The organism is Bacteroides fragilis NCTC 9343 (genome assembly GCF_000025985.1).
GTDB classification, from domain to species: Bacteria; Bacteroidota; Bacteroidia; order Bacteroidales; family Bacteroidaceae; genus Bacteroides; species Bacteroides fragilis.
Genome location: NC_003228.3, coordinates 292324 through 306315, shown reverse-complemented (window position 1 = coordinate 306315; position 13992 = coordinate 292324). Strand labels below are relative to the sequence as shown.

Here is a 13992-nt window from a genome sequence, read left to right as displayed (position 1 = left end):
AAGCATTTATCGGTTCAGCCATGGCTCCGGATTCAGTTTGTCCCTCTCCCTGCGCAACTGGAAATGAAGAACAGTCCGTCCATTGTCACTACCATCCGAGAAAATCGGACCGATAGCCTGCCGGGTCGTCACCGTATCACCGGATTTCACGGAAGCGGATGAAAGATTACAATATACCGAGATATAATCACCATGGCGTATCAGTACATTGAAAAGTCCGTTCAATTGGAACACGGCAGCCACTTTTCCATCAAAAATAGCACGGGCCTGTGCACCCGGTTTCCCTTGTATATCAATTCCTTTATTATCAAGTTTTACGTTACGTAATCCTTCCACAGCATATTGTCCGTAATGGCTGGTAATAATGTAGGGTCCCGTAATAGGCATCGGCAATTTACCTCTGTTACTTACAAAATTACCCGAGAGTTCACGGTCGGCCTTGCTCATGGTGAAACGTTCCAAAGGTTCTGCTTTCTTCTTTGCTGGAACCGTACCGCCTCCCGTCGAAGACGATTTACTTTCTTTGGCAGCTGCTTTCCGACGGGCCGCCTCTTCCCGGCGAGCTTCCTCTTCAGCACGCTTACGTGCACGTTCTATCTCTTCGGCAATCAGCTTATCAATTTTTGCATTTAGTTGGTTGGCCTCACGCCGTTTCTTACTAATCTCACTTTGCAATCCTTTCTGTTTCTTTTGCAAACCGGCAACGATCTCACGTTTTTCTTTTTCCTGTGCTTCCAGTTTAGCCTTTTCACCTTCCCGTTCGCGCAACAGATTTTCTTTAGCAACCTTCACCTGCTGAAGCTCTTTCTTTTTACGATTCACCTGTTCTTGCTTCTTCAGGATCTCCTCCCCCTGCAAACGCTGATAAGTGGCATACTCCCTCACATAACGAAGGCGACGATAGGTCTGCCCGAGACTTTTAGCAGAAAAGATAAACATCAACTTCTCCTCAACCGACTTATTCTTATACAAATACTGTACGGAAGATTCATACTTCTTCTTCTTATCCTTCAGATCCCGCTGGAGTCCCCTGAGCTGCCGCTCTAATCCGGCAATCTCTCGGCCTACAGCCTCCACATCATTGTTTATGGCAATGATATAGCGCTTTCTCTCCTCTATTTGTCCGGTAAGGACAGCAAGTCCGTTCAACTGGCTACCCACATCTTTCTTTGTGTTCTTCAGCAATGACTCAGTCTCCGCAATCTGTTGTTGCAGGGCACCACGTTTACTTTCCAGCTCTTTGATCAGTTTATTGGACTGAGCTGAAATCGTAGTTGTCAGACAAAGACAGCTTATCAGAATCAAAAGAAAGCGATTCATAGTTTCATCAGCATTTTTAGCAGATCCTCCAATGCTACTTGAGTGTATCTGGACGATACCTCAGTAGGTATTAATTCGAATTCGGCAGTCGAGAAATCAGATAGTCTCACCTTTGCCTTTTCCAGAGATGGAATTCCCAATTCACGTCCTGTGAGCTCCTTTTTCTCACCCGGAAGTGAAGCTTTGAACAAAAGTTTCTCCAACCGGTCAAAATCAGCATTCTCGGGCAGTATTCCCTTTAGCTCATCACGGGTTGCCCGCACATAACGTTTATTCATACGGTCAATCAGTAACACCTCATCCGGGGTAACTTCCATACGCATTACTTCCGAGCGGAATACCGGCATCAGGACAGATAACTGGATCCGTTCACCGCTTTTCATCTTCATGCTGCCGCTTACGGTCATACTGCCGTTTTTGTTGGGCACTGTCAGTTGCAGTTTAGATGACAGATAAGCCGGTTCTACCGGTGTAGTCTTGACCACCTTTGATGTTTTACAACCTGCAAGCAGAACTACCATAAGTAGCAAAGGCAGCAGGTAAGACTGTTTAATGACAGTTTGTTTCAACTTACTTCCTTTCATTCTGCAATGTATTTCTTTTTTTCTATTTTCTGTTTAAGTGTTTTCGATTCAGTGCCCAGTTCCAGTGCTTTCTTCCAATATTTCAAAGCACCTTCTACGTCACCGGTCATAAAATAGATATCCCCGCAATGTTCAAACACCACGCTGCTCTCTTCTTCCGGTTTGGTATTCTTGATGGCATCGTCAATATAGATACGGGCCTCAGCATAGTTTCCCTTCTCAAAAAGAATCCAGGCATAAGTATCCAGATAAGTAGCATTGTTCGGTGCGGCTTTTACGGTTTTATAGCTCATCTCCTCTGCCTTATCGAGATCTCTGCGCTCTACCGATAAATAATAAGCATAATTATTTAGTGCACCTATATTGGACGGGTTGTAAACCAAAGCTGAATCATACGCTGCATATGCCTCCTTCATCAACTTCTTGGTATGATATACATCACCTATAATTGTATAGAAATCGGAGACCATTTGCTTGTCACTCTCCGGAGTGACATGTTCTAGTGCTTTCCGGCTGACTTCCAGTACATCGTCCCAATGTTCGGCCTGATTATATGCAATAACCAGATAAAAATAAAACTCCAAGGCATCCGGAGTTGCCTCAATCCCCGGCTCACAGATCTTAATCACCTGCTCATAATCATTCTTCCGGATGGCGGAACCTAATAAAGTCATGCGTGCTGCTTTATTGGTAGGATCTATCTGTACTACTTGCTCCAATACCGGAATAGACTGTGCCTCCATTCCTTTGGATAGCAGATACTGTGCATAAAGCATCGGAATTTGCACATCATCCATATCCATCTGCATCATCCGGTCAAAGAGTCCGATAACCTGTGTACTGTCTTTTCCCTCCTGTTCGCTCTGGACGATAAACTGCCTCATCACATTCACCTTTGTATCCGAAGGAACTTTCCGGTTCAGTAGCAAAGTATCCATCTGTTGTTCAAACAGTTCTTTCTGTCCGGTCTGCTCGTAATACGAAGCCAATGAAAACAATGCCATCGGATTGTCCGGTTCTGCGGCAAGTACTTTCTTATAAGTATCATAAGCTTCCTGCTTCTTGCCATTCTGCATATAGACATCTCCCAGAATCACCTGATAGCGGTAGTCCATCGGATACTCATTGACCAAGCTCTCTATTTCTTCAAAAGCCTTTTTGTCGTCCTTCATTTGCAGATAGATACGAAACTTCTCCATGGTGATCTGCTCATTCTTTCCCGTTTTTTCCTCTATACGGTTCAGGGTAGAAATAACTTTACCATAGTCTTCCTTCTGATTATATAAATCGAGCAGGTTGAACAACGGATCTTGTTTAGCGGGAAAACGCGTTGCCATCTTTTCGAGTATTCCTATCGCTTTTTCTTTCTGATCCTGCTGTTGGTACAGACCGGCCAATGCCTGACTATACCAATAATTATCAGGGGCATAAGCGACTGCTTTCTCCAATGCCTCTTGTCCTTGCGGCGCTTGTTTAAGGAAAAGATAATACTGGGCAATCTCGTATAGAGCTGCCGAACCGGTCGGATTGATGGCCAGGCAATGCTGCAACAGGTCGAAAGCAGCCGTATACTCCTTTTTCACTTTCAGGCGCGATGCTTCAAGAAAGAAATAGTCATATTTACGTTGCTGCTCCGGAGTGAGATTTATTTCCTGAACGGCAACTTGCTCCGATTGTTTCTCCACCTTGCGGGATGAACCGCAGGAAGCCAACAGAAGCAGCAGCATTCCGAAAAGCAATTTATTTATTTTCATTTTACTACAATTATTGATTCGACCGAACATCTATCCTCTTCCGGTATGTCCGAAACCACCCGCGCCACGTTCCGTTTCGTCCAGTACCTCAACTTCTTTCCATACAGCTTGTTCGTGGCGCGCAATGACCATCTGTGCAATACGCTCCCCATCTTCTATGACAAACGTCTCAGCCGAAAGATTTACCAGGATGATGCAAATCTCACCACGGTAATCTGCATCGATGGTACCGGGAGAATTCAGCACAGTAATCCCTTTCTTCAAAGCCAGTCCGCTCCGAGGACGAATTTGCGCCTCAAATCCCTGTGGCAGAGCTATGAACAGTCCTGTAGGAACCAGGCATCGTTGCATGGGAGCCAAAGAGATAGGTTCGGAAATATTAGCGCGGATATCCATTCCTGCAGAAAGTTCGGTCGCGTATGCGGGAAGCGGGTGCTTCGATTTATTGATTACTTGTATGTTCATATTCAGTCTGTTTACTATTTAACGGGCGAAAATACGCAATTTGAGCCTAAAATTCATACTTTTGCAGTTAAATAATGTGCAAATACCAAATTGTAAAGATCATGATGGACTGGAAAAGATTGATTTCAGCTAAGCGTTTCGGCATGGAAGAGTTTCACGAAGAGCGTCAGGAAAACCGTTCGGAGTTTCAGCGGGACTATGACCGTCTTGTCTTCTCCGCCCCTTTCAGAAGGCTTCAGAATAAAACCCAGGTTTTTCCCCTTCCGGGCAGTATTTTTGTTCACAACCGACTGACACATAGCCTTGAAGTATCTTGTGTAGGACGTTCGTTAGGCAACGATGTATCGAAAGCGATCCTCGCCCGACAGCCCGAACTGCAAGACTCTTTCCTGCCCGAGATCGGTTCCATCGTCTCTGCCGCCTGTCTAGCGCACGACCTGGGTAACCCTCCTTTCGGTCACTCCGGTGAAAAGGCCATTTCTACCTTCTTTTCAGAAGGAAAAGGAGCTCAGCTCCAAGAGAAGCTCTCACCGATGGAATGGAATGATTTGACACATTTTGAGGGGAACGCAAATGCATTCCGATTGTTGACACACCAATTCGAAGGACGTCGGAAAGGTGGATTTGTCCTGACTTATTCAACCTTGGCCTCTATCGTAAAATATCCTTTTTCATCAAGCCTCGCAGGAAATAAGTCCAAATTCGGATTCTTCACCACCGAAGAAGAGGGATTTCGCCGTATCGCAACGGAACTGGGTCTTATTCAGCTCAGCGACCGTCCTTTAAAATACGCACGCCACCCGTTGGTCTATCTGGTAGAAGCTGCCGATGACATCTGTTACCAGATGATGGATATCGAGGATGCCCATAAATTGAAAATCCTCACTACAGAAGAAACCAAAGAACTGTTGTTAGCTTATTTCGCAGATGAACGCCAGACACATATCCGAAAAACGTTCGATATTGTCAAAGACACGAACGAACAGATCGCTTACCTCCGCTCATCAGTTATCGGGTTGTTGATAAAGGAGTGCACTCAGGTATTTTTAAATAACGAAACCGAAATACTTTCAGGAACTTTTGAAGGGGCTCTGATCAAGCATATATCAGAACGTCCGGGAAAAGCATACAAGCATTGTTCGGAGGTATCTTTCAGCAAGATTTACCGTTCACGGGATGTATTGGACATTGAGCTGGCGGGGTTCAGGGTTATCAATACACTCCTTGAATTGATGATCGATGCCGTCACTTCGCCGGAGAAGGCTTACTCACAGCTGCTCATTAACCGCGTATCGGGACAATATAATATAAAAGCGCCTGCACTCTACGAGAGAGTACAGGCGGTGCTCGATTATATTTCGGGCATGACCGATGTCTTTGCCCTGGATCTTTATCGCAAAATCAACGGGAACAGTCTTCCTGCGGTGTAACGACTTTCGGTGTGAAAACCTTATTCACCCCGGAAGTTATCTGGCAATCTTCCGGATCGTTTTTCACGAACGATTCGATATGACGCATCCGTTTCTCTTCAAGGATTTCGTCAACGGCAATCAGGATACCGGTCTCTTCTACATCTCCAAAACCGTAATTGATAGCCGTACCAAACATACGCATGGTCGGACTGAGACTCATATAAGCATTCACTAACGGTGGAATATTAAAACCGAGTTTACGGATCTCACCGTTAAGTATCCGGTAGTCATCCTTAAATGAATCTTTGCAGAAAATCCTTGCCAGTTCAGCCTCATCCGTCTCCATTTCCAGCGGTTTCATCGGAGTGATAAGTCCGTCTTTATCTCCAAAATGCTTCTTCAGGAAGTAAAGGATCATGTCTCTTCCCTGACGGTGGTAACTGGGATACATCGTTACTTTACCAAAGAAATATTTTACATTTGGCATCACAACCGTCAATGCCCCCAATCCGTCCCACAGATTATCCAAAGCAAATAGCCCCTTGCTCCCGGCACGGGTTGACTGATATTCCAATGTAACGAACGAACGCCCGAGTTCAATAGTGGTAGGCAGGAATTCCTTCACAAATCTATCCGAAAAATTGAACATGTGCGAAGTAGCAAGAACCGGAGCACCATGCTCGTCAAAACGCACATCCGTCCCCAGAATATACCGATAGCCTCCTAAAATTTCTTCTGCCTCAGGATTCCATACAATCAATTGTTTATACGGATTCTCCATCGTATCATACTCATCGATATCCATTGACAGCCCCGTACCGCCTCCTGCAGCCCGAAAGGCAATCTCACGCAGACGCCCGATCTCCCGCATAATATTAGGAGAGTCCTGATAAGTAATAATGTATATCTGATTATTACTCTTATTGGTCATACGCAATCGCTTGTCTTCAGTCAACTCAGCTATAATCAGCTCCTTGCTTACCGGTTCAATAACTTCTTCCATATACTTTGTTAGTAGTTGTTCCTTAATCTGTTACAGTTTATACACGATATCTTTCACATATTGTGCCCACTCTGCCGGAGTTTTCGACTTATCGAATGTTTGCCACGGAATGGGTTTTCCGAAAGTGACGGTGAATGTTTTATGGCGATTTTTCAGCATCTCGTCCGCCAGGTAAAGCATAGCAATATTAAACTTAATCCCCAGTGCCTTGCATAAATTAGCCAAATTATAAAAGAAATCAGAGTTACGCCCTTCAAAATGGACAGGAATCACACCGCGCTGAAACTGAACACTTTTTACGATAAATGTTTTCTTCCAGTCAAGATCGCGAATCACTCCGTTCTGCCGCCGGGAACAAAGTCCAGCGGGAAACATTATCAGTTGATCGTCCGACTTGAATCCGGCTTCTACCATCTTAGGAAAATCTTTTGCCTGTTTGCCTGTTTTATTAATAGGAATGCACAACGGTGCCAAGCCATGAAGGTTCATCAGCAAATCATTCACCAGATACTTCACCTTCCCATCGAAATGACGTCCCAAAATATATCCGAGAGAAACACCGTCCTGTCCTCCCAGCGGATGATTGGACACGAACGTATATAAACCGTCTTTCGGAATATTTTCCAGACCTTTCACCTCCAACTTTGCATCCAGAAACTCAAGACAAGCCCCCAGAAAATCGACTCCCACTTTATCTTTCGAATCGCGCAGAAAAACATTTAATTCTTCCTGATGTACAATTCTCTTCAGATAGGAGACGACAAACTTTGGTATGTACTTGTAGTGCTTCGGAGCTTTCGTCTGAAGTATCTTATCAATATCTATTAAAAATAAAGAGTCGTCAGCCATTCTTTTTAGATGAAATGATTGCGCAAAATTAACTGTTCTTTTTTATTAATCGCAATAAATCGGTAGAAAATACAGATTTTGTCCCATCAAAAAAGGGTAAAAGAGGTCGTTTATCAGAAAAAGAGGATGAAAAAAGAGAGGTGAGAAGGCTAATTATCAAGCAATAAAGAACGACACACAAAAGAAGACCATACCTGGGGACGGGATTTTCTAACTCCTCATCCGTCGGTATGGCCCCACTCATATTCAGGCTCAGGTATTCTATTTAATCATGGTGATGTTCATCATGGTGATGTTCTCCCTCTTCACCTCCTTCCACGCTTAACACAATATTACGTACTACATAAGTTTCATTGCCCGACTGATCTAAACAGTAAACCATCAGGTGATAGTTTCCCGGAGTGGCGTCAGCCGGTATTTTAATATCATGGTTATGTACGTATGCATCTTTCTGTCCGGCCTTATCCGTATAGGTCCTTTCAAATGTAAAAGGCTTGGTTATTCCTGCTTCCGATGCCCTGGTATGCGAATGACCGTCAAAGTTGTTGTGAATATTAATCTTATAGGAAGCAATCGCTTCATTATCGTGAAGATTCATCTCAAAATGTACTCCATGAGAACTTCCGATCCTTAATATAGCGCCTTCTTCAGGTTCCAGCAGATCAATGACGGGTTTTATCGTATCACCTTCGTCTTCTTTAGAGCATGACACGAACAGAAAAGAAAAAAATAAGATACTGATTATTGACAAATAATTTTTTGTTTTCATTTTAATAAACTTTTAAATGGTACTTTAATTAAAATCTGAAAGTTCCGTCCCGGTTCGGGGATTTCTACTTTCCGGTAAAAACTAAGATGATTAAAGTATTTGGCACCGGATAAATTCCGGGCTGATAAAGTCACCTCGACCCATATATCCCCTATCCGGAGGTTGGCAGATACTCCGGCATTCAACAGCTGCGCTCCGGGAGTGGGATCTTCATTTCGTGCCACCCGGTGTTGTGCGGCAATATGCTGTACCTCACCATAAATGCTGAACTCTTTATATCGCCACGTCAGTGTATTGCGGAGTGAAGCAGGAGGCGAGAAACTTAGAGGAATATGTTCATCGCAATTATAAGTATAGACATATTCTCCACTGACACGATAGTTAAAGTGTCGGAGGAAGTCAATGCCCACTGCAGCCTCACCGCCCGCAAACAGGGCTTCCGCACCGGTGTACCGGTAAATCTGTCCGGCATGGGGCAGTATCGACCATTCTCCGGTAGGCCGAAGAAAAATATAATTGCTGAACCAGCTGACAAATGGTGACAAACTTACCGACAACGGCCCATTTTCATAGGTATATGAAACATCAAACTGCCAACCGCGTTCGGAAGCAAGCGCTGCATCTCCCTGTTCATGCCGGAAAGTGCCGTGATGAACTCCGTTCGATGCCAATTCATTGGCTCCCGGCAACCGGAAGCTATGGCCGACATTTACCTGAAGAAGATGACCTCCGGAAGGACTCCATACCAACCCCAGTGAACCGGAATAATCGCCAAAATGGCGACGAACGGGGTAACTACGCCATTCATACTTCCGGATAAATTCATCACCATAACCCTGCTCCCGCAGATATATTGCCAAGTAAGGATCGGTATAAGCGGATGCATCTATCTTTCCGTAATCATAGCGAAGTCCTCCACTGAAGGACAGAGTGGGTCCCGGACGATAAGTGGTCATCCAGAAAGCCCCTGTGGTAAATCTCCGGTAAGCAGGCAAAAGAAATGAATAACCGGCAATCGTATTCCTCTGATATTGTACATCCCATCCTGCCGTGTGTTGCCATACGGCAGAAGCAAACAACTTCAGCTTAACAGCAGAACTATAAGTGTTCAACGTAAAAGCCAGTTCCTTATCCGGATCTTTGTCCGGTACAGGCTGAGCATCATAATGAGTATGAAACCGGCTCCACTCCTCGCGATGATTCTTCTGAAAGCCAATATCCCACGTCAGCGCCCATTTATCGTACAAAAGGCTCTGCCGGGTAGAAACTTTCAAGTGATTCACCTGGCTGTACGGAAGTTCTATGTTACGGCTGTCCCCGTCATCCTGCAAACGCGACACATCGGGAATGCCATGTGCACCGGGAAAGAACCCTGTTTTCTGAAAAACATTACTCACCCAATAAGAAGAGACATACCGTTCTTTTCTAAATCCGGCAGCCCAACTGACATCTCTCTCAAAACCGGCTGTATTTTTAAGCCTTCGGTGATAAACAGGCATACGTTGGGTGAGGTAGACAATAGTATCCGTCGGAATACGATAATCCCCAAAGTGTTGTTCCGAATACCTTGCCCAGGTATACCAGGCATCTTTTTTGATCCCAAGCATCAGTGAACCTCCCAATGTACCGTTGACGGATTTCCCCAACAAGCTCGCTTCACCGAATAACCGGTTACCCGCAGGCAATGGTAATGGAACAAGTTCAATAGCCCCTCCCATTGCATCACTACCATACAATAAGGAAGCAGGACCTTTGCGAATACTTACCTGACCGGCATTAAATGCATCCAGCTCGAGTCCATGATCGGCTCCCCATTGTTGTCCCTCCTGCTTAATCCCATTTTCTACAACCGAAATCCGGTTGAATCCCATTCCGCGAATCATAGGTTTAGAAAAGCCCGAACCGATATCCATGGAATGTACTCCCGGAAGTGTTCCAAGAGTTTGTATCAAGTTCCCTGTGAAGTGTTCACGCAGAAACTCTTTCCCTACCACCTCCATATGCCATGTGGAGTTCTTATTCTTCAGATGCTGATAACTCTCCGTCACCACCACTTCAGATAAGGACACGGCTTTCAGTGAATCGGGCTCTTGAGCATGCAAGGTAGAGATTAAACATAACCCTCCCAGCATACCCGAAAAAAATCCGATACGCATACTTAAATCGTCTTAGTTAAATAAAACAGAGTAAGAAGACAAACGGTAAATTAAATCCAGTCTGCCTTCGCAATTTAAACGATATGATAAAAAACAGGAGGAGGTCCGCGAAGATAATGCGGATAGAAAGCGATAGAAAGCTTTTTATCCTGAAAAGTTCCACTCTCCCATTTTACGTAAAGGGGCGTATAAGTCAGAAGAGTAGAAGGGGTTTCAATAAATGGAGAAAGCATAAACTGACAGATGGGACAAGTCTCACATGTGTGATGGGACTTTCCGGAATGTGCGTCTGTACAGGTTATCGAAGTTTCTTCGGAATGATTATGAAAAACCTTCACGACAGACAAGGGCATAAATGTCATCAGTAACATCCATGCAAGCCAAATCCTATGTCTAGTATTTCTCTTCACACCCATTCATATTTAAACCGACGCAAAGATAGAAAACCCAGCGTCCCAAAAACACCCAAAAACTATCAAAATACACCCAAAATCTATCATTTGACAGTTTTTACCCTGTTTAAAGCTTAATTTTCCCCCGTCACTGTCTAAAAAATGCCGTAAACTTGCATCATCGAAAAACAACGAATATTCACAATTTAAAAAGCAACGTTATGAAAAGTTTAAGCTTCAGAAAAGATTTAATTGGAGTTCAGGAAGAGCTACTTCGCTTTGCATACAAACTAACAACCGACCGTGAAGAAGCAAACGATTTGTTGCAGGAAACCTCTCTTAAAGCGTTAGATAACGAAGATAAATATACTCCCGACACTAACTTTAAAGGATGGATGTACACCATCATGCGCAACATCTTCATCAATAATTATCGCAAAGTAGTACGCGATCAGACTTTTGTAGATCAGACCGATAATCTTTATCATCTGAGTCTTCCGCAAGAATCAGGACTCGACAGTACCGAAAGTCGTTACGACTTAAAAGAGATGCACCGCATCGTCAATTCATTACCCAAAGAATATAAAGTGCCTTTCTCTATGCACGTTTCCGGATTCAAATACCGTGAAATAGCTGAGAAACTGGACTTGCCGCTCGGGACAGTAAAGAGCCGTATCTTTTTCACCCGCCAGCGTTTACAGGAAGAACTGAAAGACTTTAGACAATAGGCCACATGCATTGTCGATTTCTATAAATCATTTTAGTGCAGATTTTTAGTTGTGTATCAAGGAGCAGAAAGAGAGTGATTCCCTTTCTGCTCTTTTTATTATCCGGCATTTTTTAAACGATACTTCAATAACACAGGATTACTATCTTGATTAATGACCTCTCTCAAAGAATCAAACCCTGCTCTATATTTTTCTTTCACAGGAGAATCCGGAGACAATATAACATCGAACATCTGCATCAACGTGCTTACTGAATATAAGTCCTGCCAAATAAGCAAAACGAATCATTAAACCTAACACTTCAACTAATTAAACCTACACCTTCCTTGTATATCTCCATTATTTCACATACCTTTGTCTAAAATTAAGGTATTAAAACATCCGGATGTTATATATCAAAACACCCGGATGTTTTATATCAGAACATCCGGATGTTATCTATTAAAACATCCGGATGTTTTCAGATATAACTTATAGATGTTATATACCTATATAATAAGAGGCAAAAAGGAAATGTATTCATATTAAAAACCTAAAATACTAATGTCCATCAATTACGCAGTTACCAAGAAAGTAGACAAGAGCAAAGGTATCGCCAAAGAACGATATTATGCCACTACACGCGCTTTACAGAAAAAACCCGTAAACAGTGTACAAATTGCTAATCAACTCGCAGAAAGAAGCTCTCTTCAAAACGGAGACGTACTCTCTGCACTTACTCAATTATCGGATATTATTGCCGCTCACCTGAAGGAAGGGCGTACTGTTTCCATCGATGGATTGGGCAATTTCTACCCCAGTATCACCAGTGAAGCAGTGGACAAACCGGAAGAATGCACCGCCAACAAAGTATGGGTATCCCGTATTTGCTTTAAGGCCGCACCCGCTTTCCTGAACAATGTGCGGAAAACCGATTTTGTCAGCCTGCAACTTAAATACGGACGCAAGTCTGCAAAGTCACAAAACGGTTCCGACAAGGAGACAACCGATGTTATCCCCCACCAGCAAAGCATCTCTGAAGATTCTTCATTATCAGACGAATAAGCAATTAACAATCGGTTGAAAACTTCTCAAAAAGTTTTTGGTGGAAAATTGTGGGGAATTGTGGGGAAATACCTACTTTTACGGTCGCTTATTATAATAAGGTGAAATGATACGTTTTTTAGGCAATATTGAAGCAAAGGCGGACGCGAAAGGAAGAGTTTTTATCCCCGCCCAATTCAGACGGCAACTACAGTCCGGCTCTGAAGACAAGCTCATCATGCGCAAAGACGTATTTCAAGACTGCCTGGTGCTCTATCCGGAAGAGGTCTGGAATGAAGAACTGGACGAACTTCGGCAGCGACTGAATAAATGGAACGCCAACCACCAACTTATCTTCCGCCAGTTCGTCAGTGACGTCGAAATCATCACGATGGACGGCAACGGACGTATACTGATACCGAAACGCTATCTGCAAATCACCGGTATACAAAGCGACGTACGCTTTATCGGGGTAGACAATAAGATAGAAATCTGGGCGAAAGAACGTGCGGAAAAACTCTTTATGGAACCCAAAGCATTCGGAGCAGCCCTGGAAGAGATTATGAAAGAAGAACGGAGAACAACGAACAACGAGCTAAAATGAAAGAAGAAGAAACAACATATCACGTACCGGTACTGCTAAAAGAAAGTGTAGATGCCATGAACATATCTCCCGACGGGACTTACGTAGATGTCACCTTTGGCGGTGGCGGACATTCCCGCGAGATACTTTCACGGCTCGGAGACGGAGGACGCCTGCTAGGATTCGACCAGGACGAAGATGCCGAGCGCAACATTGTAAATGATCCGCATTTTACTTTTGTACGAAGCAACTTTCGTTACCTGCACAATTTTCTACGTTATCACGATATCGGAGAGGTAGACGCTATATTGGCTGATCTCGGCGTCTCTTCCCACCACTTTGACGACAGCGAACGGGGATTCTCTTTCCGCTTTGACGGGAAACTGGACATGCGCATGAACAAACGTGCAGGCATTACGGCTGCCGATGTGGTAAATACATATGAGGAGGAACGCCTTGCCGACATTTTCTACTTGTATGGCGAACTGAAGAACAGCCGCAAACTGGCATCTGTCATTGTGAAGGCACGCACCGGACAGAAAATAGAAACGATCGGTGAGTTTCTTGAAATCATAAAGCCTCTCTTCGGCCGCGAAAGAGAGAAAAAAGAGTTAGCTAAAATTTTTCAGGCACTCCGCATTGAAGTGAACCAGGAGATGGAAGCCCTGAAAGAGATGCTGATGGCCGCGACAGAAGCATTAAAGCCCGGAGGACGACTGGTGGTAATCACTTACCACTCACTGGAAGACCGCATGGTGAAAAACATCATGAAAACCGGCAATGTAGAAGGCAAGACCACACAGGACTTTTTCGGCAATTTACAGACACCTTTCCGCCTGGTAAACAATAAAGTGATCGTACCCGACGAGGATGAGATAACACGCAATCCCCGGTCGCGCAGTGCCAAGTTGAGAATAGCCGAGAAGAAGTAAGGGAACAGAGTGAAACAAGAGA

Annotated in this window: 14 protein-coding genes; 5 read left to right on the top strand and 9 right to left on the bottom strand. The window is 44.1% G+C overall.

The genetic code is table 11. The features are described 5' to 3' along the window. Positions 1 to 6 precede the first annotated feature (6 nt). Genes BF9343_RS01275 through dut form a run of 4 tightly spaced genes read right to left on the bottom strand, consistent with a single transcriptional unit; the run spans position 7 to position 4123 of the window. Positions 7 to 1320 (bottom strand): murein hydrolase activator EnvC family protein, encoded by a 1314-nt coding sequence (locus BF9343_RS01275; RefSeq protein ID WP_010991962.1) that lies wholly within the window; start codon positions 1318 to 1320, stop codon positions 7 to 9. After that, a complete protein-coding gene (locus BF9343_RS01270; RefSeq protein ID WP_005784040.1) occupies positions 1317 to 1904 on the bottom strand; it encodes a DUF4292 domain-containing protein in 588 nt (195 codons plus the stop codon). Before BF9343_RS01270 ends, BF9343_RS01275 begins: the two co-directional genes overlap by 4 nt. Beyond that, complete coding sequence (locus BF9343_RS01265; RefSeq protein ID WP_010991961.1) at positions 1901 to 3658, bottom strand: tetratricopeptide repeat protein; 1758 nt, start codon at positions 3656 to 3658, stop codon at positions 1901 to 1903. Before BF9343_RS01265 ends, BF9343_RS01270 begins: the two co-directional genes overlap by 4 nt. A gap of 30 nt (positions 3659 to 3688) precedes the next feature. After that, entirely contained in the window at positions 3689 to 4123 is a 435-nt protein-coding gene (gene dut / locus BF9343_RS01260) for a dUTP diphosphatase (RefSeq protein WP_005784036.1), read from the bottom strand. Positions 4124 to 4224: 101 nt separating this feature from the next. Between dut and BF9343_RS01255 the strand changes: the two genes are divergently transcribed. Next, positions 4225 to 5553, top strand: a complete 1329-nt coding sequence (locus BF9343_RS01255; RefSeq protein ID WP_010991960.1) for a deoxyguanosinetriphosphate triphosphohydrolase — start codon at positions 4225 to 4227, stop codon at positions 5551 to 5553. Here the strand turns inward: BF9343_RS01255 and BF9343_RS01250 are convergent. The 5 genes from BF9343_RS01250 to BF9343_RS21765 all read right to left on the bottom strand — a co-directional run bounded on the left by BF9343_RS01250 (position 5525) and on the right by BF9343_RS21765 (position 10728). Further along, a complete protein-coding gene (locus tag BF9343_RS01250; RefSeq protein WP_005784031.1) occupies positions 5525 to 6538 on the bottom strand; it encodes a GNAT family N-acetyltransferase in 1014 nt (337 codons plus the stop codon). The two genes, BF9343_RS01255 and BF9343_RS01250, sit on opposite strands and share 29 nt — an antisense overlap. A 30-nt stretch (positions 6539 to 6568) precedes the next feature. Next, positions 6569 to 7387 (bottom strand): 1-acyl-sn-glycerol-3-phosphate acyltransferase, encoded by an 819-nt coding sequence (locus BF9343_RS01245; protein ID WP_010991959.1) that lies wholly within the window; start codon positions 7385 to 7387, stop codon positions 6569 to 6571. A gap of 265 nt (positions 7388 to 7652) precedes the next feature. Then, positions 7653 to 8156, bottom strand: a complete 504-nt coding sequence (locus tag BF9343_RS01240) for a DUF4625 domain-containing protein (RefSeq protein ID WP_005784028.1) — start codon at positions 8154 to 8156, stop codon at positions 7653 to 7655. Then, positions 8153 to 10312, bottom strand: a complete 2160-nt coding sequence (locus tag BF9343_RS01235) for a TonB-dependent receptor (RefSeq protein WP_010991958.1) — start codon at positions 10310 to 10312, stop codon at positions 8153 to 8155. The genes BF9343_RS01240 and BF9343_RS01235 overlap by 4 nt, the downstream gene beginning before the upstream one ends. A 74-nt stretch (positions 10313 to 10386) precedes the next feature. After that, positions 10387 to 10728, bottom strand: a complete 342-nt coding sequence (locus BF9343_RS21765; RefSeq protein ID WP_005784025.1) for a hypothetical protein — start codon at positions 10726 to 10728, stop codon at positions 10387 to 10389. A gap of 197 nt (positions 10729 to 10925) precedes the next feature. On the opposite strand from BF9343_RS21765, the gene BF9343_RS01225 reads away from it, so the two are divergent. From BF9343_RS01225 to rsmH, 4 genes are all read left to right on the top strand, one after another. Next, the gene (locus BF9343_RS01225) at positions 10926 to 11432 is read left to right on the top strand and encodes an RNA polymerase sigma factor (RefSeq protein ID WP_005784022.1); all 507 of its coding nucleotides are present in this window, start codon (positions 10926 to 10928) and stop codon (positions 11430 to 11432) included. 543 nt (positions 11433 to 11975) lie between these two features. Next, positions 11976 to 12476 carry an HU family DNA-binding protein gene (locus tag BF9343_RS01220; RefSeq protein WP_005796726.1) on the top strand — a complete coding sequence of 167 codons (501 nt, stop codon included), beginning with the start codon at positions 11976 to 11978 and terminating at the stop codon, positions 12474 to 12476. 106 nt (positions 12477 to 12582) lie between these two features. Continuing rightward, positions 12583 to 13059, top strand: a complete 477-nt coding sequence (gene mraZ / locus BF9343_RS01215) for a division/cell wall cluster transcriptional repressor MraZ (protein WP_005801871.1) — start codon at positions 12583 to 12585, stop codon at positions 13057 to 13059. Next, the gene (gene rsmH / locus BF9343_RS01210) at positions 13056 to 13970 is read left to right on the top strand and encodes a 16S rRNA (cytosine(1402)-N(4))-methyltransferase RsmH (protein ID WP_008769221.1); all 915 of its coding nucleotides are present in this window, start codon (positions 13056 to 13058) and stop codon (positions 13968 to 13970) included. The genes mraZ and rsmH overlap by 4 nt, the downstream gene beginning before the upstream one ends. Positions 13971 to 13992: the final 22 nt, after the last annotated feature.

Excerpts from the sequence above, each read along its gene's own strand:
- BF9343_RS01275 (WP_010991962.1), bottom strand. The coding sequence starts at position 1,320 with ATGAATCGCTTTCTTTTGATTCTGATAAGCTGTCTTTGTCTGACAACT.
- BF9343_RS01270 (WP_005784040.1), bottom strand. The coding sequence starts at position 1,904 with ATGAAAGGAAGTAAGTTGAAACAAACTGTCATTAAACAGTCTTACCTG.
- BF9343_RS01265 (WP_010991961.1), bottom strand. The coding sequence starts at position 3,658 with ATGAAAATAAATAAATTGCTTTTCGGAATGCTGCTGCTTCTGTTGGCT.
- dut (WP_005784036.1), bottom strand. The coding sequence starts at position 4,123 with ATGAACATACAAGTAATCAATAAATCGAAGCACCCGCTTCCCGCATAC.
- BF9343_RS01255 (WP_010991960.1), top strand. The coding sequence starts at position 4,225 with ATGATGGACTGGAAAAGATTGATTTCAGCTAAGCGTTTCGGCATGGAA.
- BF9343_RS01250 (WP_005784031.1), bottom strand. The coding sequence starts at position 6,538 with ATGGAAGAAGTTATTGAACCGGTAAGCAAGGAGCTGATTATAGCTGAG.
- BF9343_RS01245 (WP_010991959.1), bottom strand. The coding sequence starts at position 7,387 with ATGGCTGACGACTCTTTATTTTTAATAGATATTGATAAGATACTTCAG.
- BF9343_RS01240 (WP_005784028.1), bottom strand. The coding sequence starts at position 8,156 with ATGAAAACAAAAAATTATTTGTCAATAATCAGTATCTTATTTTTTTCT.
- BF9343_RS01235 (WP_010991958.1), bottom strand. The coding sequence starts at position 10,312 with ATGCGTATCGGATTTTTTTCGGGTATGCTGGGAGGGTTATGTTTAATC.
- BF9343_RS21765 (WP_005784025.1), bottom strand. The coding sequence starts at position 10,728 with ATGGGTGTGAAGAGAAATACTAGACATAGGATTTGGCTTGCATGGATG.
- BF9343_RS01225 (WP_005784022.1), top strand. The coding sequence starts at position 10,926 with ATGAAAAGTTTAAGCTTCAGAAAAGATTTAATTGGAGTTCAGGAAGAG.
- BF9343_RS01220 (WP_005796726.1), top strand. The coding sequence starts at position 11,976 with ATGTCCATCAATTACGCAGTTACCAAGAAAGTAGACAAGAGCAAAGGT.
- mraZ (WP_005801871.1), top strand. The coding sequence starts at position 12,583 with ATGATACGTTTTTTAGGCAATATTGAAGCAAAGGCGGACGCGAAAGGA.
- rsmH (WP_008769221.1), top strand. The coding sequence starts at position 13,056 with ATGAAAGAAGAAGAAACAACATATCACGTACCGGTACTGCTAAAAGAA.